The sequence below is a fragment of the Bacillus sp. RB3 genome, from assembly GCF_030164735.1.
In the GTDB taxonomy this organism is placed as follows: domain Bacteria; phylum Bacillota; class Bacilli; order Bacillales; family Bacillaceae_G; genus Bacillus_A; species Bacillus_A cereus.
Map to the genome: position 1 here is coordinate 161,854 of NZ_JASNGE010000004.1, position 21,606 is coordinate 183,459.

Genomic DNA, 21,606 nt, shown 5'->3' on the forward strand with positions numbered 1-21,606 from the left:
AAAGAGGTGCTCCTTATTAGAAACACCTCTTTAGTATTCTGAATTTTCTTTTATTATCTCATCATTTTCCCATTATGTCGATGTTAAACATGTGAAAAAAAGCGCATGTTTTTTACAATTTTGTGTCGTCAATCGCATGTAACCATGCTTCAATTTCTGTAATAACACTTTTCACACAGCCTTCAGCAAATGGTGATGTTAAATTTGCAACTTCTACTAATTCTAAGAACGATTTACTTCCACCTTGTTGGCACAGATTCACATAATCTTCCCAAGCCTCTTGTCTATTATCTCTTGCACGTTTCCAAAATTGTAGCGCACAAATTTGAGCAAGCGTGTAATCAATATAATAGAACGGTGAGCTATAAATATGCCCTTGACGTTGCCAAAAACCACCGCGCTCTAAATAATCATTATCCTCATAATCACGATGTGGTAAATATTTCTTCTCTATGTTACGCCATGCTGTCTTACGCTCTTCAGGTGATGCTTCAGGATTTTCATATACATAATGTTGATATTCATCAACAGATACACCATAAGGTAAAAACAGAAGTGCTGAACTTAAGTGAGAGAAGTAATATTTATCTGCATCTTCTTCAAAGAATAGCTTCATCCATGGCCATGTAAAGAATTCCATACTCATAGAGTGGATTTCACATGCCTCATATGTTGGCCAATTATATTCTGGAATTTCAAATTTACGACTTTCATATACTTGGAAAGCATGACCTGCTTCATGTGTTAATACATCAATGTCACCAGATGTTCCATTGAAGTTTGAGAAAATAAATGGCGCTTTATAATTCTCAATATATGTACAATATCCGCCACCAGCTTTTCCTTTTTTCGCAACTAAATCTAATAAATCATTATCTAGCATGAAATTGAAAAATTCATCTGTTTCAACCGATAACTCTTTATACATTGTCTTTCCATGATCAACAATCCAATCCGCATCTCCTTTTGGAGTTGGGTTACCTGTAGCAAACTCAAAGTTTTCGTCGTAATAAGCTAACTTCTCTACACCGATACGTGCTTGTTGTCGCTTTCTTAATTCCGTTGTAACGGGAACGATATAATCTAGCACTTGCTGACGGTAATTAGCCACCATCTCCGCATTATAATCTGTACGGTACATTCTTGCATATCCAAGTTCAACAAAGTTTTTGAAACCTAAAGATTTTGCGATTTTCGTTCTCACTTTAACAAGCTCATCATAAATACGATCTAGTTCTTCCTCATTCCCAGCTAAAAATCCGTAGTATGCTTCACTTGCTGCTTTACGTTCGCTTCTTTCTTTTCCTTGCATAAACGGAATCAGTTGCGATAACGTTCTTTCTTCTCCAGCAAAGTCAATTTTTGCAGATGCTAATAACTGTGTATATTGCGATGATAATTTATTTTCTAATTGTAAATCTTTCACGACTTCATCTGAATATGTTTTTAAATCACATTCTGCTAGAGCAAATAATTGTTTTCCATAATACGCCTCTAATTCTTCACGAAATGGAGAATTAATGAGTGCCTTATAATATTTTGTACCATATCCTTGTACAACTGGAGAGAATTCATCAAAGAAATCCTGCTCCTCCTTATAAAAAGTATCCGTCGTATCAACAGAATGGCGAATGTAACAAAGGTTTCCCATTGTACCAAAATCGTTGCGAATCTCATTAATTGAATGAATGACTTGTTTTTGTTCTTCTACAGTTTTTGCGTTATCAAACTTCTCTAAAGCAACAGTAAATTTCTCTTTTAACTCTTCAATATTTGGGCGTTTATATTCATAGTCTTTAAATGACATGAACGAGCCTCCTCTCCATTACATACCTTTATTATAATTCAATACGTATTCTCGAATCCCCTCTTAATTTTCAACAAATTTCGGCAGTGACTGCCATGAGTTCATTACAAATAAAAAAGCCTTGGATTTATTTATCCAAAGCTCCTTTGGAACATATTATTTTTCATACTTCCCAATTTTTTTTAATAAATCAAGTAATTCATCTTTTTCATCTTTCGTTAACATTTCAAAAGACTGATGTATAACTTTCTCATGCCCCGGAAAAATAGAAGCAATAAAGTTCTCGCCAGACTCAGTTAATTGCGCGTAAATAACACGTCTGTCATTCGGACATGGGATTCTCTTTACTAATCCCTTTTTTTCCAACTTATCTACAACATATGTAATGCTGCCACTAGCTATTAAAATGCGCTCACCAATTTGCTGGAGTGGTTGACCGCCTTTATGATATAGCAGTTCTAATACAGCAAATTCAGTTGGATTTAACCCGTTACTTTGTATAGATTTATTTGTAGTATCCATAACAGAACGATGTACACGAGATAATGCAATAAATACTTTTAAAGATTGAGAAATATCTTCTCGTTCATTATTTGATGTCATACAACTTTCAACCCTTCACTTAAATTCTCAGCAATAAAAAGAAAATACCACTTCATACTTCATGTGAATTCCGAATGAGCATTCACTCATCCATTTCCTCTCCCCTAATATATTAAAAATCATTCTTGAATAAAAACATGACAATTTTAACATAGTTTATATATAATGATAATAAAAAAAGAAGGAGTACCACATTTGAAAGTCAAATTCCAAAGCATAATTATATATATATTGCTTGTTATCCTACCGACAATAGGGATTGGTGCTACATTTTATTCGTATCATACATATAAAATGAAACAGGAAAACAAATTATCTGCTCATACAGTTCTCTTTTTATATAGAGATTATTTGGATCATCATCTTGGTGAAGCAATTTCTGCTTTAGACATGCTTGCAAAAGTTGTAGGCACCGAAACTGGTAATATAAATGGCATTAAACAAATTGTACATGATACAGATGGAAACGATGCACGCTTTTCTGGTCTATATTACGCTACACCAGAAGGAGTCATTACAATCGCATCTGAAGATGAATCAAAGCCTATAGATGTTTCAGACCGTAAATATATTCAAGACGCGCTCCAAACTAAAAAAACCACTGTATCATCAGTCATTACTGATCGCGTTCTTGGACATAAAGCTATTATGATTGCTGCCCCCATATTTAATAAACAGAAGGAGCTCTCAGGATTATTATTAGCTAGTTTACGCTTTGATTACATTTCCTCTTCTTTAAATGCCATTAAACCACAATACCATTTTGAGGTAACTGATAAACATGATGTAGTTTTTCTAACCGATGATAATAACGACACAAGTGATACGCATTCTAATATGCTTACTACCCCACTCCAAAGATTAAATTGGAAGGTCTCTGTTTCTCCATTACCCATTCATCAAAAAAACTTATACCAGTGGGTTGCAATAGAGTGTATAGCTACTTTATTTTTAATGTCTATTTTATTTTTGCTTGCTCAATATATGTTGTTAAAACGTCAAACAAAACTTGAAAGACAACAAAATGAACTACAGAAAATTGAATTAGTTGGAACTTTTGCAGCGAGTACAGCACACGAAATCCGTAATCCTCTTACTGGAATTAAAGGACTCGTCGCTCTATTAAAAGAGAAATATAAAGATGAACAAGATCAGTTCTACTTTTCCGTAATTGAACAAGAAATAGAGCGAATCAATGAAATTGTAAGTGAATTTCTTATTCTAGGAAAGCCAACCGCCATCATCGAACAAACATATGATGTAAGAACAATTCTAAATGAGGTAGCATTAATTATTCAATCTGAGGCGAATTTACATAACATTGTATTCCATTTACATTTGCCAGACCATCCTGTTCATATCCGTTGTTCGAAAGACCATATGAAACAAGTGGTTTTAAACATTACCAAAAATGCAATTGAGGCCATGACTTCTAATGATACACTAACCATTGTAGTAAAAAACAATGAAACACACGCACAACTGCATATTACAGATACTGGAAAAGGGATTCCGCAACATATTCAAAAACACCTCTTTCATCCGTTCTTTACTAATAAAGATACTGGAACAGGTCTTGGACTTGTCATATGTAAACGAATTGTAGAGATGTATAATGGGCATATTTTTATCGACAGTACAGAAAATGAAGGAACGACAGTTCATATCGAAATTCCGTTACACATAGTATAATTATCCTTATCCTATAAGGGTAATTATACTTATTTCATAAAACCAGCCACAAGCATTCGCCAAAAATTATTTGATTTTCCTTCATACCCGATTTGGAAAATAGGTATTTTTATAATTGAAAACCATTTCGGTGTTTGTTTTTCTTTATAACATTGATATTGTAAAATAAGCTTGTCCAATTCTTGACTAACTTGAATTGTCTCCCTACTATTTAGCCCACTTGTTAATCCTAGTTGAATCATTTCTTCACGTTTCATATGAATATCACGTGAAAGCTTTTCTAATGTGTACTTCCTTTTTACAGTAAACATCCATATCCCCCTTATTATACTTCCATGCTCTTAACTTCACTTCTCCATTGACTTTTTTTAACTACTTAATCATATGCAAATTTGAAGAATCAGAAAATTTAACATTTTCTCCCTGTAATTTACAAATCTTTACCCTCACTTTGAGAATTATTACAAATTATTCTATCTTTGTAAATACATTCGCAATAATAGACATTTTTTTCATCTTCTTTTTTTATAAATTCTACGTAAACCGGGGATTCTTAATTTTCCACCTACTTTTCTTCGACATTTTTTGTTTAATTTATATAAAAAAGCAAAACATAATGATGATTGATAAAGTGAAACTTTAATCAGTGTTTTTTTGTTCAGCCCCCACTGATAATTGGCATTCACCAATCGGGTAGGCAGTGAATCTCCCACCTATCCAGCCCAATGTTGAGGTGGGAGTCTTACTACCCACAAATAGCAGGATAACAATAGAAAGGAAATATTTATATGCGAAAATATACGATTGCATTATTCATCATTGTTTTGTTTTTACCGTCTTTCTTATTTCCTATTCAAGCAAATGCTCATACGAATAAAGTTGCTATTGTCATTGATGATTTCGGTAATAATATGAAGGGGACTAATCAAATGTTATCACTTCCCATTCCACTCACTGTTGCTGTTATGCCTTTTCTTCCTTCCACAAAAGAAGACGCAATAGCTGCCCATAAGAAAGGCCATGAAGTTATTATACATATGCCAATGGAACCTATAAAAGGTAAAAAAGAATGGCTTGGGCCGAAAGCAATTACAACTGATTTAAGCGATGAAGAAATAAACAACCGACTTGAACAAGCCATTCAAGAAGTACCGCATGCAATTGGAATGAACAATCATATGGGGTCAAAAGTAACAGCGGATGAAAGAATTGTTCGCCTTATACTTGCTGCTTGTAAAAAACACGGTTTATTTTACTTAGATAGTAAAACGAATCCTAATAGTGTCGTCCCAAAAATCGGAAAAGAATTAGGAGTTCCTATTATTGAAAACCAACTATTTTTTGATGATGTGTATACAGCAGGACATATTTCAAAACAAGCCCAATTACTCATCAAAAAAATTCAAGAAAAACCTATTATGGTAGCTATCGGGCATGTGGGCCCCCCAGGTGAAATTACATCACGCGTTATTGAAACTTCTATCCCTAAAATTCGTGAGCATGCAGACTTTATTTTCTTATCTGATCTAGCATTATCCCCGCCTCCTGTTTCAAAATAAAGTTCATTACTCACATATAATCAGCCCTCACCAATTGGGCTTTTACAGGTAACACCCGCCCACCTAACTTCTTTGCTTTCACCAAATTTTGAGGCGTGGATTTTACTACCCACAAATAGTGGGACAAAAAAGTACCTATCTATATATAACAGATAGGTACTTTTCTTTTTAACTTAAATATAATCTACGTGACTCACTCTGAATCCTTTTTTCTCTATTTTTCCGATTAATTGCTTTAATTTTGTTTCATCTAACTCATCTGATATATTTACAATAACGCGGCGGATATATTGATCACCGTTATCTAGCGTAAATAGGCCACCGATATTATATGCTTTTAACAATGTCCCAAGCTCTTTAATCGTTCCCTTACAATCTTGTGTTGCAATTGTTAATATATAACCACCTGTTCGCATACCAAATGAATCTTCAATAACATCAAATATATTCGAATGCGTTAACATACCGACAAATTCATTATAATCATTTAGCACGGCTAAAAACGGAAGCCGACGAATTACATAAAAGGCTCTGAAGAAGGAATCCTTTTCAAAAATAAATGCATTGGAATCGTCGAGCATATCCCCTGCACTTACATGCTCTAATCCGCTATTGCATTTTTTTTCTAATAAATCTACTTTATAAATAATCCCCGTGAATTTCTTCTCATCTTCTGCTAATACCGGGATGGCTCGAAATCCCGTTTCGTTCATCATTTGCAGTGCCTCTTCACCAGAATCATTTATTTTGCAAAATGTTACTTGCTGCTTTGGCAGAAAATGATATTTAACTCGCAAAATATGTTCCTCCTTACATGTCAACATGTAATCTATATATAATAAGGAGACCTATATTTTATGAGTGAAATTATTTTTAAAACGCTTTCATTTATTTATTAACTTGTAGCTATATCACATCCATTTTTATATAACAGAGCTCCTTGCCCCCTTAATCATTAATAACTTTACATGATAGTTCATTAAATATTCTATACCCTCTAGCCATTTTTTCGCCTCTTCTGGCGTTTTTCCCCACACAATCATGCCGTAATTATGAACAAGAACTACTCCTCCACCTTCAATGAAATTCGGAACATTCCTTTCTAATAAATCAGCGAATTTTTTTTCATCTTCTACAATTGGAATTGTCATTTCTGTTATACCTTCTTTTCCGAAAACACGCTCCACACTGCGTTTATCGAACGTTACTTCTCCTTCTTCCCCATATAACTCTGATATTAAATGACTATCTACAGTCTGCACTTGTAAAATACATCCTGCACTACTTTTTTTATAAATATCCGCATGCATAAATGACTCTGCAGCTGGTTTTTCTTCATTTTCAAATACTGACTCGCACATGCAATTTACGACAATAAAATCTTCTTCCGAAAATAGCCCTTTATCTCTTCCTTCAACATTTACTAAGAATGTTAACGGCTCTTTTGACGTACATAGCGATAAGCTAATTTTGGTACCATAAAACCAATCACGAAGTGCCAATTCAGATTTCACATCTTTTAATTCATTCCATTTCTTCAGAAAAAATAACATTTCGTCACCCCCGGCATAATATTCATATAAGGTTCGAATCCTTTCTATGTAAAAGGAATATTTTTTGATTATTCTAAAAATTAATTGAATTATCACATGAGAACGCTTTTTTGTCAATATAGTTTCGTGGTTCTTCTTTAAAATAGGCTATTCATATGTCTATACTCCTATCTATTTCCTATTTCATTTTGTACATAAAAATACGCTACTCTTTAATTAAAGAATAGCGTATTTTCCTCATTTTTTATTCCGCATTAACGGGCAGCCCGATTAGTGAGGGCTAATAATCAGTGGGGAATGAACAAAACCCCCACTGATTAAAGTTTCACTTTATTTCTTTATTGCATTATATAAAAACTGTGCATATTGTTCACGTGTTACGAAATTATCTCCTAAAAAATTCCCTTCCCCATCGCCTTTTGATATTTTATTATCCACTAAAGCTTTCACATATCCTTTCGCCCAATGGTCATTTGGTATATCTTTAAAATTCTCTGCACTATTTTCATTTTCTTTTAACTGAAATACTCTTTGTAATACTACTGACATTTCATATCGAGTTAATACTCCATCTGGACGGAACATACCATTTCCATAGCCTGTCATAATTCCAGCTTGAACCACTGCATCAATAGCCGTTTCATACATATTTCCTTTCGTATCTGTAAATGCCGTTTTTGGTACTAGATTATTTTCTAATTTTAAATACCTTTGTATTAGAAGAGCTACTTGTCCACGAGTAATGTTATCACCAAATCCAAATTCACCATTTCCATAGCCTATAAATAATTTTTCTTTCGCTAAGTAATTAATTGCTTCTTCTGACCAATGTCCCTTTGGTACATCTTTAAATTCTACCACTTCTGTTTTCTCATCTTCTTTAGACGTATTACCGTCTTTACTTTCTACTACATTTTGAATAACAGACCCTGTAAAGAAAATTCCTGTATCCGCGAATGGATCTTTCACACCAAATTCATATATTTTCTCACCTGGTGTACTCCATTTCACTACACCATTACTATACGTACCGTTATCGCTCTTCAGACGGATTTTCGTAGAAACCTCACCATCTTTTTCATATATAGGTACTTTTACTTCTTTATTTACTTCTGTTTCCTCTAAAAATACTTTTTGATTTTGGACATTAATATAAGCCGTCTTACTTAGTTCTATAACTGGTCGGACATCTCGGATTTCATTTGCAACAAAACTTAGAAATACTAATTTTTTCAAATTACTAACTGGTGATAAGTCTGAAATATAATTCGCTTCTAAATCAAGCTTTTGTAAGTTTACTAAACTTGATAATGGCCTAATATCCTTTAACTCATTGTTAGGTAAGTGTAATTGTTTTAACTGTGTCATCTTACTTAGAGGAGTAACATCTTTTATTTCATTTTTCCCGATCCACAATTCTTCTAATTGCTTCATTTGCTCAATGCCGGATAAATCTTTAACTTTATTACGTGTTAATACTAAGTCTGTTAAAGGTAATGAATATAACGCTTTAATATCTTCAATTTGATTACCTGCTAAAGTTAAGTATGTTACATTTTTCAAAGCGCTTAATGGAGCAACGTTCGTAATTTTATTATTTGCTAAATTCAAGTAATCTAGTTGTTCCATTTTCGCTAATGCTGTTACATCTTCTATTTGGTTGCCTGATAGAAATAAACTTTTTACATTTTTCATTTCAGTTAGTGGTGCAACGTTTGTAATTTTATTATTACTTAAATCAAGAGATTCTAAATTATCCATCTTAACAAGTGGCGTTACATCTGAAAATTCATTACCACGCAAAGCTAAATGACTTAATTGCTTTAAGTTCGCAAAGAACGACGGATCTTTTATCTTCGCATTCGCAACTGTTAAAGATTTTAAATTTGGCATATATTTTAATGCACTATAATCAAGTATCTCATTCGTATTTAAAAACAAATCCTTTACTTGTAATAACTCTTCTTTCGTAATTGGTGTATTTAAATCTTTTCTATTAAATACTTTTTTATTCACAAGTTCTCTTAATTTGTTATCTGTTATCATATTTTGATTATCAACTGGATTATCCGTTTCCGTATTGCCTGAATTAGAGTTATCATCTGGTTTCTCTGTTTCTTTGTTACCTACAGTTGGATCTTTAATTTCAAATTGAACTTGATATTTGTGATCATATCCAATAGCTGGAATAAGTATATGCATTTGCATATTGTGCTTCTTCTCAAACTCACCAATTTCAAATTGAACTACTTTCGTTCCATTCTTCCTCTTATCTTCTGACAAAACCTTCACATCATGAAATACACCAGGCTGGTTTCTATCTTCTATTCTAAGATATTGAAAATAATCACTATCTTGCATTGTTACAGTGACAATTTTTTTGCCAGCTGCAATCGTTACTTTAGGATCTTTTATATATTGAGAAACCATAGATGGCTCATCTTTTTGGTCCTTATATATTTTAATCTCAGTATCATACGTGCGATCACTCGCTGCTGCTACCGATTGATTTGCTTCAACTTTTAATGCCGCTAATGCTGGAGTAGAGTACGTAGCAAATGGAATTGCTAATGTTGTCGCTACTACTAGCGCCTTCATGTAATTTTTTTTCAAAATAATATCCCCTATCATATATAATCTTTAAAATTGATAAGTATTATCAATTACCCACAAATAAATGATAATGAATATCATTATCATTGTCAATGAGAATATTACATTAAATTTATATTTTTAAAGATAAAAAATAAAAAAGCCCTTTATTCAAAGGGCTTTTTTACCTATCGTATGAAGAATTTCACTTTTTTCCTTCTCATTGATGACACCGATTTTTTGCAAAATATTCGCGTACAATACAAGTTTATTATATATTCGTTCTGACATGTTCTCCCTTCTTTCCTTCGACCAACTTTTTTTGTATTGGTAAATTATATGAAAGAGGTGAGAAAATGTGTCCACTTTTTGCATAACTGCAAATCTTTTATTTTACGATTTACAGATAATAAAACTCCCTCCTAAAAATTAGGCGGGAGTTTATGTGCTTTCACTGTATTTAACAAACTGTCCACTGTATATTATGCTTCTTAAGTTCTTCTTCAAAGCTATATGGCATTTTTTTATCACAAATTACGTGTTGAATACGCGAAATTGCTGCTATACGATAATTCCCTTTCACGCCTACCTTCGTATGATCACATAAAATATATGTTTTCTCAGCTAATTTCATCATCGCCTCTGACAATTTCGCTTTCTCTAATTCAAAGCTGGAAACTCCAAAACTAGGTAATAACCCATCAATCGAAACGAACGCTTTATGAAAATGAAATTGCTGTATGACTTGCTGAGAAATAGACCCTGATACACGCGAATGCTTTGGAGATACTTTTCCACCTATAAACAAAACTTCACCGTGAAACATCTTTTTATTAATAGAAGAAATTAATTGTGTTGCGACTGGAAATGAACTTGTTACAATCGTTAAGTTTTTACGATGAACAAGGTATGGAACCATTTGAAGCGGTGTACTTCCATCATCAATTGCAATGACATCACCGTCTTCTACAAATGTCGCTGCTTTATAACCAATTCTTTTCTTCTCTTCTATATGTAGCATTTCTCTTTCTAACATTGGTGCCTCTACTCCAGCGCCTGGAAGTTGAACAGCTCCACCATACACTTTTTTCAGCTTCTTTTCACGATCTAATTCTTCTAAATATCGACGAATCGTTTCTGTTGATACAGCAAATTCTCTCGCTAATTCTGAAACCTTTACTTTCCCTTTAAATTCTACCTTTTCAAGAATGGTTCGCTTTCTTTCTTCTCCTACTACAGACATAGCTTCACCTCATTTATATCTCCCTTATAAACGTCCTTACTTATACAAAGCTATAATTTTCTTTATAAGTAGAAACTTCTTCATGAATATGAATACCGCGCTTTGCTAGCTCATCAAAAATTAATTGTGGATTTTCAAAGGCTTCTTCAGGCGTAACAACACCCACCCTATTTACATTTCCATTTGCAATTAACTCTGCAGCAATCCCAAATGGAATACCGACGTTTCTCGTATACGCTCTTAATTTTTCCCATCCTACAACAGAACCATCAGATAACGGATGTGTATGATATAACACATGTCTTTGCTTCTCATTATTTTTCATACCTATTACTTCTACATGAAGTGCATAACCATAAAGCTCTGTTTCTTGCCCTTCTTTCGATTGCAATAAATACTGTGAAATACAATCCATAATGCCTATTTCTTTCCCGTTTATTTCAATCTGATCATTACGCAATATGCCGTAATCATATAAAGCACGTACAAGTTGCATATTTTGCTGTGGCCAAGTTCCTCTCGTCTCTATCAGTTTGACACCTTTATTTTCTAATGCCTTTGCTAGCGTAATCGTTTCAGAATGCGGAATGATATACTGCGTTGCCTTACCATAAGGCTCTGGCAATTCTATTTCTCTCGGACGCGCAAACGGAGGTACTTGCTTAAATTCACCATCTTCATACACTGTACGCGATGGTAAATATGGATCATATTCATATGTCGTTGTCTCTGTAATTGATGCAGAAAAAGCAATCGGACGATACGAACCGTGACTTACACGGACAGACTCTACAGTATCCAATTGATTTGCTGCATGCATTGCCATCATTTGCGTTACACCCGGCGTCATGCCAAATCCAGGTAAACATATCTTTTCATTTTCAACAAATATAGCATGCGATTCATTTTCTTCACCAAATCCATTTAAGTTCACACCGTGACATCCTGCTTCTGCAATACAGCGGGTCGACAATCTGTTTAACTTTATCGTCGTACCGTCCATTACAATGTCATAACCAATCATTTTTGCAACCGTATCCTCGTGATCCGTTACATCTACTTTTACAAAATCAACACGAGGGTCGTTGAGCCATTCTACTACTTTACGGCCCTCTACCTCGTTAAAGTCAGCTACTGTAATTGTCTCAAAAGATGAAAATTGAACTAAATCCAAAATAGCTTCGCGACAAATTTTACCTGCTCCACCTAAGCAAAACACTTTCACCCAATAACAGCTCCTTTAGCAATACTATCAACTAAGCGATTAATATCTTGTTCATGTACATCACCGATATTTCCAATGCGGAACGTATCTACTTTCGAAATTTTCCCAGGGTAAATAACAAATCCATAACGCTTTAATTCGTTATATAACTGTTGAAACTCGAATCCCTCTTTTGGATAAATGAAAGATGTAATAATAGGAGATTGGTATTCCTCATCTACTAGTGGCTTAAATCCGATTTCTCCCATTCTATTTACTAGTAGTTTTTGATTGTTGTAATATCGATTGTAACGCGCTCTTACTCCTCCCTCTTTTTCTAGTTCAAGTAGTGCTTGATAAAAAGCATGTACAACATGTGTAGGTGAAGTAAAACGCCATTTCCCATTTTGTTTTTCCATCGTTTCCCATTGATCATATAAATCAAGAGATAAAGAGCGTCCTTGCCCTTTACACTTCAATAATTCATCACGTTTTGCGATTACAAATCCGAATCCAGGAACCCCTTGAATACACTTATTCGCACTACTAATTAAAAAATCAATTTGTAAATCAGCAATGTCTATTTCAATCCCGCCGAAACTACTCATCGCATCAACAATTGTAACCTTTCCATACTGTTTTCCTAATTTACATACATCTACAATTGGATTTATAATGCCTGTCGTCGTTTCGCAATGAACAACTGCAATATGCGTAATCTCTTTATCTTCTTGCAATAACTTCTCTACTTCTACAATATTAGTAGGTTCCCACTCTTCTGTTTGACTGACCACTACATCAATCTGTAACATCTCTGCCATTTGCACAATGCGCTTACCGTACGCACCATTTGTACAAACGAGAATCTTCCCATTTGCCGGAATAACAGAACCAATTACTGCTTCAACTGAAAACGTACCGCTTCCTTGCATTAACACTGTTGTATATTTCTCTTCTTCCTTCGTCGCTAACGATACAAGTTTAGCTCTTACTTCTTGCACCATCGTATTATATTCATCATCCCACGTACACCAATCGTATAGCATAACTTCTTTTACTGATTTTGTTGTCGTTAATGGTCCTGGTGTTAATAATAAGTAGTGATTTTCAGTCATGATCCTATTCCCCTTTTATGAAATAATAAGTTCTTGTTTCTCGATATGTTCCATTACGCTTTCGAGTTCCTGCATCGTTTCTATCGTAAAGTGCGCCCCATTTTCAACGAAACGATTGCGAACTACTTCTATTTTTTCACGAAGTTCTACCGAATCCATCTTCTCCACTTCTTCTTCCGTTAAACCGAGCTCGCTACTGCCAAGAATTACACCAACTGTCCACATTCCAGCATTTCTACCTTCTTTCATATCTGATACTGTGTCCCCAACTTTTATCATATGGTTCATCGGATACACACCAAGTTCCATTGCATTTTTATAGCACATCCATGGATATGGACGGCCTGCTGGAACATCATCTGGCGTAACAAGAAAATCAGGTTTATATCCTTGTAACGCTGCTTCCTTTGCTACAATATCCATCATTTCTCTCGTATAACCAGTCGTTGAACCAATTTTAATTCCTCTTTCACGTAAAGAAGCAATCACTTCTTTTACTCCATTAATCGGCGAAGCATAGCGCGGTAAAATAGCGAAGAGAATCTCTTCAAATTCTTCATACATCTCCTGAATGTCTGCTTCTGTTGGTAATTGTCGGAAAACACGATTCCACTCACTCGCAATACGAGGCATCTCAGTAAGTGCCCTTACATGATCTATTTTTAATAACCCCATTGGCTTACGAGCTTCTTCTGCTGTAATTGCTACACCCCGTTTATGAAAAATCTCCATGAATACTTCTAGTGGTGCAAAACATCCGTAATCAACTGTTGTCCCTGCCCAATCAAAAATAACTGCTTCAATTTTCATTCTGTCCATCACCTTTCTTACTTATCTTTTTTGCCATTGTGAAGTTCGGTTACGAAGTGCTTTCGTTCCCCATTCATATACAACTCTTACTACAATATTTGTAACAACAATAAGCACACTCATTGCAGCTGCTGGCGCCACATTTCCTGCATCATCCATATTTACGATTGATACGGCAGCTAGTTTAAAATCAGCTGCATATAGGAATACAACTGCCGATACAGTTACCATTGAATTTACGAAGTAGTACATTACCATTTCTAAAATTGCTGGTAAACACATTGGTACCGTTACTCTAAAGAATGTTTTATAAAACGGAATACCCATCGACTGCGAAACAAGCTCAAACTCTCGATCTAATTTCTTTAAAGCAGTCGTTGCCGTGACAAATGTTACAGAATAAAAATGAATGATATTTACTAGTACTAACACAGCGATTGTTCCGTATAAAGAATGAAACGGGTTCGTTACTGATAGTCCCAAAATTTGAATCGTTGGTTGACTAAAGAAAAAGACATATCCTAATCCGAGTACTAAACCTGGTATGGCTAAAGGAACGATAGAGAAAAAGTAACCTGTTTTTCGGAAGAATTGTAGCTGGTCTATTTTCTCAATTGCATATGCAAATACAAATGTTAAAATCGCCCCAATAACTGCTGTAACTGCTGAAACAATTACGCTATTTTTAAATGCTTCAAGTCCATCTCCTGTTAAACTCGAAAAATTAAAATGCTCAAATGTAAAACTCATATTATATGGCCATACTTTCACACTTGCAGCAATACCAACTGCCACAAATAACAGAATGATCATAAATGTAATCACACTACAGTATATGAATGAGATGACATCTCTTTTCTTATTAGCTATTATTCTGTATGGTACTGCTTTTGAAGATAAGAAATTCGCCTGCTTTCTTTGCGTAATACGATCAACTGCAAATGCGAATATAGCTGGGATTAATAAAATCATTCCAACTGTTGCACCCATCGACATATTTTGCTGTCCAATTACTTGTTTGTATACGTCAGTAGCAAGCACATTATATTGTCCACCAACAATTTTTGGTGCCCCAAAATCAGTGAAACTAAGTGTAAACACAACAAACATTGCACTAATTAATCCGTACTTTACACTAGGTAAAGTAACCGTGAAAAATTGTTTTGTTTTACTCGCCCCTAGCATATTAGAAGCTTCATATAAACGATAATCGGATCCTTGAAAGGCAATTAGTAATATGAGAAAGGCTTGCGGAAATGTATACATAACTTCAGCTATTACAATTCCTACTGGTCCATATAAAGGGATTTGTATACCTTCAAATAACCCAAACATTCCTTTCGTTACTAGCCCTTGATTACCAAATAAATATGTAAGTGCTATACCGTGCATCATCGTTGGTGCAAACAATGGTAATAACGCTACATACTGAAATACACGCTTTCCAAAAACATTCGTACGGGCAATTGCATATGCGTAAACGAATGCAATTGAAACTGAAATAATTGTTGTTGCGCCCGAAATCCATACCGTATTTTGTAAAGACTGAACTAAAGTTGGTGTTGTAAAATATTTACTGAAATTCGCTAAACCAATGAAAACTCCATCTTTATTATAAAAAGCTTGTGTAAATAGTTGTAATAGTGGTAATACAAGTATGACAAGGAAGGAAAGAATCATACCGATAATTACAAGCCTTTGGATCCATTCCTCTTTCCCTATACTTCTCTTAATCTTTTTTTTCGCACTTTCTACCTTGTAGTTTTCTAACATCTCCATCTATACAATGACCTTCTTTCCATATGACAACATATGATTTTCTGAGAAAGAGATTTGAATCGGCTCTCCTTTTCTAATATCAGCTACTTCTGATGCTAATATATCCACTACAATTTTCTCATTATAAAGGTGTGTGTTTTCTTCTACGACTCGCACTTCCGTTCGATATACAGATCCACGAAATTCCATACTTTCCACAACTGTTTTAATACCGTCCTTTTGTACAATTGTTACATGTTCAGGACGAATTGCATGCTCTTCGTTATTTTTCGAAAAGAAATTAATAGAACCAATAAAATCTGCCACAAACGGATTGGCTGGTCTTTGATAAATCTCCTCTGGTGTTCCAATCTGCATAATTTCCGCATGATTCATTACAACAATTTTATCAGCCATCGTTAATGCCTCTTCTTGATCATGCGTGACCATAATAGTTGTTACTCCTACTTTCTCTTGCAAATCACGCATTTCTCTACGTAACTTTTCACGTACTTTCGCATCTAAAGCAGATAACGGCTCATCAAGTAACAAAATATCTGGAGACAGAGCGAGCGCACGTGCAAGTGCCACTCGCTGCTGTTGTCCACCAGACATTTGAGCAGGATATTTATCTTTTACATTCAGTAAATCTACAAGTTTTAACGCCTCTAGCGCTTTCTCTTTTACTTCTGCTTTTCCATATTTTTTTGTCTTTAAGCCGTATTCAATATTTTCAAGTGCTGTTAAATTCGGAAATAATGCATACGATTGAAACACCATTCCGAAGTTTCTCTTTCCAGGAGGTAATGCTGTAATATCTTTTCCATTCACAGCTATACTACCTGTTGTTGCCTCTTCTAGACCTGCTAAAATTCGAAGCAATGTCGTTTTCCCACAACCACTTGGGCCTAATAAACATACAAACTCATTTTTGTTCACAGTAAAAGAAATATCTTTTAACGCTGTAAATGCATCAAACTGTTTTTGAATGTGTTGAATTGATAAATATTCGCTCATTTTTTCTCTCTCCCACTCACTTACTTTTTCGGTTCTGCTTTTTGGCCAAACTCTTTTTCCCATTTTTCTAAAATTTTGTCACGATTTTCTGCTGCCCACTTAAAGTCATTCTTTTTGTATAACTTTTCTGTTACATCTTTAGGGAATCCATCTGGAAGTTTATAATCATTTTTAATTGTCGCAAATCCATTTTTCTCGAAGTATAACTTCATTACATCATCAGTAATCGCCCAATCTAAAAATGCTTGCGCTAATTTTTCATTTTTTGCATTATCTTTTTTAATAAGTGCGTTCGCTTCTACTTCCCAACCTAATCCTTCTTTCGGCAATACAACTTCAACTGGTGCACCTTTTTGTTTCTCTTTCAAAGCACTATAAACCATTGATACGCCAACTGGATATTCACCCGCTCCTGCTAATTTCGCTGGTTTTGATCCTGAATGCGTATAACTTGCCATATTATCATGAAGTTTCTTCATGTAATCCCAGCCTTTATCTTCACCCATGATTTGTAGCCATGCAGAAACTGTTAAAAATCCTGTTCCAGATGATGCTGGATGTGGCATAACAAGTGTTCCTTTATACTCTGGTTTCGTTAAATCTTCATATGATTCTGGCATCGGTAAATTTTTCTTCTTTAACTCTTCTTTATTTACAGCAATCCCCGTCATAAATGCAGTATTTCCTACCCATTTTTCAGGTTGCTTATCATCTTTAAATTGTGGAAGAACACGATCTGCTCCTTTTGGAGAGTATCCTTTTAACATATCTTTTTTATCTAAAGCTAATAGACTTGATGCCGCAGTTCCCCATACAACATCGGCTTGTGTATTTTTCCCTTCAGCTAGTAATTTCGCAGTAATAACTCCTGTTGAATCACGTACAATGTTCAATTTCACATCAGGATATTTCTTTTTAAAGGAATCAAGATAAATTGGTACAAGCTCTTCTTCAATTGCTGTGTAAACAGTTAATGATCCAGATAATTTGTCATCTTTCACTTTCGCTCCAGCACTTTCTTCCTTCTTTGCACCACACCCCATTAATAACGAAAATACCATTCCAGTCGCTACAGCTTTAAAGATTGTTTTTTTCACTGTTTCTCTCTCCTTTTACAAATCTTATGTACAACTCAAATATAAACAACTAGTGTAAAAGCAGTATTAAACCAACATTAATCTTTTGTTTGTTGTTTGTTTTTGTGTAATACGTTGCTACTTCTATGTTTTTTCGCATTTTTCTGCTAATAGAAAACACTAAATTTACAAATAATTAAAAAAACCTTTATAATCCCACAAAAAAATGAGGCGTTTGTAAAAAACGCCTCATTTTTGTTTCCCTTTTTTTGAATTACGATTCGCATACTTTGCGCTATTTTCTCCTTCATACTCTAATGCAAATTCTGCATCTGGTAAGCTTTCTTTCGGAGTTTTATTATTATTGATTGCCGCATTTTGTTTCACTTTTCTTTTTACCAATACATTCACCTGCTCTCAAGAAATCACTTTCTACTCTAGTTTGAAACAACTTAAAATAATTATTACTGGCAAGTGTTAACAAGTACATAAGAGGCGTTAGATGGAAATACTACATATGAAGAAATCATTATAAAAAGGAGCGATAATTTTGAAGAAAAAAGAAAAGATTCAATCACCCATTTTAGACGAAACGCTCCCGCATCAAATGAATTTTCCATCTTTTAAAGGAACAGGAAAAACGATGCAACAACCTTTTGTGAATCAATATAATGTTGTAATTGGAGACAGTAAATATAATTCCGAGAACAGTCCGCTTAACAATTGGAGTGATGAAGTAGATCCTGCCATTATGGCTGGCGATGAGTGGATCCATCCGACAAATGATATTGGGTGGATTTCAGAAGAAAATCAAGAGTTACTAAAAAACGAAGTGGATAATAAAAATGAAGCTTTTATGCATCCACAATTTGGCATTAACGACTAAAAAACCATTCTACCTAACGTAGGTAGAATGGTTTCATACTATCCAATAATAATCCGCTCTTTCGGGTATTTATAGCGAGGTGGTTGTTCCCTTCCACCACTAGCTAAAATAAATGTTAAAATACCAACGCGTCCGATAAACATAAGCACAATAAGTACAAGTTTCCCAACAGTTGTTAAATCAGGCGTAACACCTGTTGATAGTCCCGTCGTTCCAAAAGCAGAACAAACTTCAACAATTAAGCTCATAAGCGGTACATTTTCCGTAATAGATAAAATGAATAGCGCAGTAGCACATAACAAAATCCCCATCGTCATAACGACAGATGCTTTCAGTACATCCTCTTCATGTAGCTGACGTTTGAAGACTCTAACTGTTCTACCGCCCCTTGCAAAGGTGTATAGTGACAATATACTAACAGCAAATGTAGTTGTACGTATTCCGCCCCCAACCGAACTTGGAGATGCCCCTATAAACATTAATATACTCATAAATAAAAGCGTCGGTTGTGATAATTCACGTATATCCATTGTTGCAAGTCCACCACTTCGCGTCGTCACAGATTGGAATAATGTATAAAATACAGTTTCATGCCATGACTTTCCTACTAAAAAATGATTTCTCTCCAGTAAAAAAATCATAATTGTACCAACAACAACGAGTGCAAAAAATGTTGTTGTCGTCAATTTTGTAAATAATGAAAAACGGAATAATTGTTGTCTCCTTTTACTAAGGAATTGTTTCACTTCCATTAGCACAGGGAAACCAATCGCTCCTAAAATAATTAGTAACATATGAATCATTTGAACAATATAATCTTTTTTATACGGAATTAATGATTGTCCTGTTAAATCAAATCCGCCGTTCGTAGTCGCACTAACAGCTGCAAAGAAACCGTGAAAATAAGCTTCTTGCCAAGTCGGAAAGTAAAGTAAAAATCTTGTCCCCAATAAGATTGCTCCAATAAGTTCTATTGAAATAATTACAATTAAAATAGAACGCATCAATTCTACGAGACCCGATAAATTTCCTTGATTATGGTCTGCCATAATTAATCTTCTTCTTTGCAAACCAATCTTTTTCCCCGTAATGATCCAAACAAATGTCCCAAGCGCCATAATTCCTAAGCCGCCTAATTGTAAAATAAGAGCTAAAACAATAATTCCTGCTGTAGTAAACGTATCTGAAATCGTAATAACAGACAGTCCCGTAACACTTACCGCACTAACCGATGTAAAAAGCGCATCTATAAATGTCCATTTCACACCAGGCTTCGTAACAAACGGTAAACTAAGCAATATCACCGATACAACTACCGCTAATAAATAAAACAAAACGATGAGTTGTACAGGACGTAATTTTTGTAAAAACTTTTTTATATCTCTCATTCCATCACTTCGCTACCTTTTTTCTATCGATTAAATAAAGAAAAATCTTTACTTTCTTTATTTGTAAATAACTGCTCAAATAATTTGGCAAAGACCATTCCATATACAGTTCCATTACCTCCATACGGCAATGCATAAAACAAATTATGTATCTTTTCGTCTTCTTTTAAAATGGGGAGACCATCATGAGTACCACCAAATGCGGCTGCCCAATAGTAGTCTGCCTGTATATTTTTATACTGCGGGAACATCTCTTTTACAATATTAATAAGGATATCACGCTTATGCAATAATTTCGTATCACCAATTGTTTGAATTTGTAGCGCTTCATCTAATCCGCCTACAATAATGCGGTTTCGATACGTTCGAAAATATAAGTAGGGCCGTGCCGTTTCCCAAATTAACGATCGCTCATGCCAGCCTTCAAATTGATCTATTTCATTTGTTACAATTGCATAAGAGGTGTCTACTGTTGTATTTTTTTCTTTCTTTCCAAAAAGCGCCTCATAACCTGTCGCCATAATAATATTCTTTGCTACAATTTGATTTCCTGTTTTCGTGTAACAAATTAAATCATTTTTGCGTTTTTTTATATGTATTGCCTCTGTATGTTCATATATATTAGCTCCCATTTGGTTTGCTTTATGCAAAAAACTATACGCTAGTAAATACGGATTCACCTCAGCATCACCTTGCGTATATAACGCTGCTTGTTTTGCAAAAGAATAACGTTTCTTAATATCAGCTTCTGTAAAATATTCAACTGGAAATCCATAATTCTGTAACGTATTATATTCCTCTTGTAAAAATGAGACATCCTCACTTTTACTTGCATAATATAAACTATTTCGCGGAATAAAATGGGGATTAATATCAAGAGTCGGTATAACCTCTTCCATTGTTCTTAGCGCTTCATAACAAAGCTTATATGCTCGTACCCCTTTTTCTTTACCAAATGTATGGATAAGAGAGGTTAACGATTTATCATGAAGAAATTGTAGTAAACCTGTATTAGCAGCTGTGCTACCACACGCAATTGCTCTTTTTTCAATAAGTGTAACACTCATGCCAATTTTCGCTAACGAATGCGCTATATGAGCACCGGCTTCGCCGCTTCCAACTACGAGCACATCACATATCATATCATTTTCTAACAGTGGATAACAAGGTACAGAAACTCCTGTATTCCAAAACAACTTACCCATCATAAGTTTCATAATTATACTCCTAAAATATAAATTTCTCCTTTCTATGTTTTGTTATTTTTCATAAAAAAATCCAACTAACATAGGCTAGTTGGATT

Annotated in this window: 19 protein-coding genes; 3 read left to right on the forward strand and 16 right to left on the reverse strand. The window is 34.5% G+C overall.

The annotated features are described in order from the left end of the window. Window positions 1–112: 112 nt before the first annotated feature. Together QO049_RS08385 and QO049_RS08390 are read right to left on the reverse strand one after the other, a co-directional pair. A complete protein-coding gene (locus QO049_RS08385; protein ID WP_000008578.1) occupies window positions 113–1,807 on the reverse strand; it encodes a M3 family oligoendopeptidase in 1,695 nt (564 codons plus the stop codon). Window positions 1,808–1,963: 156 nt separating this feature from the next. Further along, complete coding sequence (locus QO049_RS08390) at window positions 1,964–2,410, reverse strand: MarR family winged helix-turn-helix transcriptional regulator (RefSeq protein ID WP_000203336.1); 447 nt, start codon at window positions 2,408–2,410, stop codon at window positions 1,964–1,966. 195 nt (window positions 2,411–2,605) lie between these two features. Here QO049_RS08390 and QO049_RS08395 point away from each other — a divergent pair, with 195 nt between their 5' ends. After that, window positions 2,606–4,102 carry a DUF3149 domain-containing protein gene (locus QO049_RS08395; protein ID WP_098395762.1) on the forward strand — a complete coding sequence of 499 codons (1,497 nt, stop codon included), beginning with the start codon at window positions 2,606–2,608 and terminating at the stop codon, window positions 4,100–4,102. Between the two features lie 29 nt (window positions 4,103–4,131). Here the strand turns inward: QO049_RS08395 and QO049_RS08400 are convergent, their stop codons facing one another. Continuing rightward, a complete protein-coding gene (locus QO049_RS08400) occupies window positions 4,132–4,413 on the reverse strand; it encodes an aspartyl-phosphate phosphatase Spo0E family protein (RefSeq protein ID WP_000495536.1) in 282 nt (93 codons plus the stop codon). Between the two features lie 477 nt (window positions 4,414–4,890). Here QO049_RS08400 and QO049_RS08405 point away from each other — a divergent pair, with 477 nt between their 5' ends. Next, window positions 4,891–5,661: a divergent polysaccharide deacetylase family protein gene (locus QO049_RS08405; RefSeq protein WP_001234107.1), complete on the forward strand. Its 771-nt coding sequence runs from the start codon at window positions 4,891–4,893 to the stop codon at window positions 5,659–5,661. A 173-nt stretch (window positions 5,662–5,834) separates the two neighbouring features. Here the strand turns inward: QO049_RS08405 and cbpA are convergent, their stop codons facing one another. The 11 genes from cbpA to QO049_RS08460 all read right to left on the reverse strand — a co-directional run bounded on the left by cbpA (window position 5,835) and on the right by QO049_RS08460 (window position 18,431). Further along, the gene (cbpA, locus tag QO049_RS08410) at window positions 5,835–6,458 is read right to left on the reverse strand and encodes a cyclic di-AMP binding protein CbpA (protein ID WP_001264207.1); all 624 of its coding nucleotides are present in this window, start codon (window positions 6,456–6,458) and stop codon (window positions 5,835–5,837) included. Between the two features lie 126 nt (window positions 6,459–6,584). Then, entirely contained in the window at window positions 6,585–7,214 is a 630-nt protein-coding gene (locus tag QO049_RS08415; RefSeq protein ID WP_000896005.1) for a class II aldolase/adducin family protein, read from the reverse strand. A gap of 330 nt (window positions 7,215–7,544) precedes the next feature. Beyond that, window positions 7,545–9,845, reverse strand: coding sequence for an NEAT domain-containing leucine-rich repeat protein (locus tag QO049_RS08420; RefSeq protein WP_246962375.1), 2,301 nt, complete (start codon window positions 9,843–9,845; stop codon window positions 7,545–7,547). A gap of 421 nt (window positions 9,846–10,266) precedes the next feature. Beyond that, window positions 10,267–11,049 carry a DeoR/GlpR family DNA-binding transcription regulator gene (locus tag QO049_RS08425; protein WP_000117667.1) on the reverse strand — a complete coding sequence of 261 codons (783 nt, stop codon included), beginning with the start codon at window positions 11,047–11,049 and terminating at the stop codon, window positions 10,267–10,269. 40 nt (window positions 11,050–11,089) lie between these two features. Then, window positions 11,090–12,274, reverse strand: a complete 1,185-nt coding sequence (locus QO049_RS08430) for a saccharopine dehydrogenase family protein (protein WP_000862174.1) — start codon at window positions 12,272–12,274, stop codon at window positions 11,090–11,092. Then, on the reverse strand, window positions 12,271–13,368 hold the full coding sequence (phnW, locus tag QO049_RS08435; RefSeq protein ID WP_000138230.1) for a 2-aminoethylphosphonate--pyruvate transaminase: 1,098 nt from the start codon (window positions 13,366–13,368) through the stop codon (window positions 12,271–12,273). Before phnW ends, QO049_RS08430 begins: the two co-directional genes overlap by 4 nt. A gap of 15 nt (window positions 13,369–13,383) precedes the next feature. Beyond that, window positions 13,384–14,178 (reverse strand): phosphonoacetaldehyde hydrolase, encoded by a 795-nt coding sequence (phnX, locus tag QO049_RS08440; RefSeq protein WP_000687365.1) that lies wholly within the window; start codon window positions 14,176–14,178, stop codon window positions 13,384–13,386. Between the two features lie 21 nt (window positions 14,179–14,199). After that, on the reverse strand, window positions 14,200–15,957 hold the full coding sequence (locus tag QO049_RS08445) for a putative 2-aminoethylphosphonate ABC transporter permease subunit (RefSeq protein WP_000425518.1): 1,758 nt from the start codon (window positions 15,955–15,957) through the stop codon (window positions 14,200–14,202). Next, window positions 15,958–16,953 (reverse strand): putative 2-aminoethylphosphonate ABC transporter ATP-binding protein, encoded by a 996-nt coding sequence (locus QO049_RS08450; protein ID WP_098876430.1) that lies wholly within the window; start codon window positions 16,951–16,953, stop codon window positions 15,958–15,960. It lies immediately after the preceding gene. A 20-nt stretch (window positions 16,954–16,973) separates the two neighbouring features. Then, window positions 16,974–18,050, reverse strand: a complete 1,077-nt coding sequence (locus QO049_RS08455) for a putative 2-aminoethylphosphonate ABC transporter substrate-binding protein (protein WP_000750895.1) — start codon at window positions 18,048–18,050, stop codon at window positions 16,974–16,976. Window positions 18,051–18,278: 228 nt separating this feature from the next. Beyond that, complete coding sequence (locus QO049_RS08460; RefSeq protein ID WP_000240799.1) at window positions 18,279–18,431, reverse strand: hypothetical protein; 153 nt, start codon at window positions 18,429–18,431, stop codon at window positions 18,279–18,281. Window positions 18,432–18,579: 148 nt separating this feature from the next. On the opposite strand from QO049_RS08460, the gene QO049_RS08465 reads away from it, so the two are divergent. Next, complete coding sequence (locus QO049_RS08465; protein ID WP_000726028.1) at window positions 18,580–18,915, forward strand: DUF3905 domain-containing protein; 336 nt, start codon at window positions 18,580–18,582, stop codon at window positions 18,913–18,915. 38 nt (window positions 18,916–18,953) lie between these two features. On the opposite strand, the gene QO049_RS08470 is transcribed toward QO049_RS08465, so the two are convergent. Next, window positions 18,954–20,303 (reverse strand): TrkH family potassium uptake protein, encoded by a 1,350-nt coding sequence (locus QO049_RS08470; RefSeq protein WP_001204707.1) that lies wholly within the window; start codon window positions 20,301–20,303, stop codon window positions 18,954–18,956. A gap of 23 nt (window positions 20,304–20,326) precedes the next feature. Continuing rightward, a complete protein-coding gene (locus QO049_RS08475; RefSeq protein WP_000772518.1) occupies window positions 20,327–21,520 on the reverse strand; it encodes an NAD(P)/FAD-dependent oxidoreductase in 1,194 nt (397 codons plus the stop codon). Between the last annotated feature and the right edge of the window lie 86 nt (window positions 21,521–21,606).

Coding starts and splice junctions, on each gene's coding strand:
- QO049_RS08425 (WP_000117667.1), bottom strand. CDS start 11,049: ATGTCTGTAGTAGGAGAAGAAAGAAAGCGAACCATTCTTGAAAAGGTA.
- QO049_RS08385 (WP_000008578.1), bottom strand. CDS start 1,807: ATGTCATTTAAAGACTATGAATATAAACGCCCAAATATTGAAGAGTTA.
- QO049_RS08405 (WP_001234107.1), top strand. CDS start 4,891: ATGCGAAAATATACGATTGCATTATTCATCATTGTTTTGTTTTTACCG.
- QO049_RS08470 (WP_001204707.1), bottom strand. CDS start 20,303: ATGAGAGATATAAAAAAGTTTTTACAAAAATTACGTCCTGTACAACTC.
- QO049_RS08450 (WP_098876430.1), bottom strand. CDS start 16,953: ATGAGCGAATATTTATCAATTCAACACATTCAAAAACAGTTTGATGCA.
- QO049_RS08475 (WP_000772518.1), bottom strand. CDS start 21,520: ATGAAACTTATGATGGGTAAGTTGTTTTGGAATACAGGAGTTTCTGTA.
- phnW (WP_000138230.1), bottom strand. CDS start 13,368: ATGACTGAAAATCACTACTTATTATTAACACCAGGACCATTAACGACA.
- QO049_RS08445 (WP_000425518.1), bottom strand. CDS start 15,957: ATGGAGATGTTAGAAAACTACAAGGTAGAAAGTGCGAAAAAAAAGATT.
- QO049_RS08420 (WP_246962375.1), bottom strand. CDS start 9,845: ATGATAGGGGATATTATTTTGAAAAAAAATTACATGAAGGCGCTAGTA.
- QO049_RS08415 (WP_000896005.1), bottom strand. CDS start 7,214: ATGTTATTTTTTCTGAAGAAATGGAATGAATTAAAAGATGTGAAATCT.
- QO049_RS08390 (WP_000203336.1), bottom strand. CDS start 2,410: ATGACATCAAATAATGAACGAGAAGATATTTCTCAATCTTTAAAAGTA.
- QO049_RS08400 (WP_000495536.1), bottom strand. CDS start 4,413: ATGTTTACTGTAAAAAGGAAGTACACATTAGAAAAGCTTTCACGTGAT.
- phnX (WP_000687365.1), bottom strand. CDS start 14,178: ATGAAAATTGAAGCAGTTATTTTTGATTGGGCAGGGACAACAGTTGAT.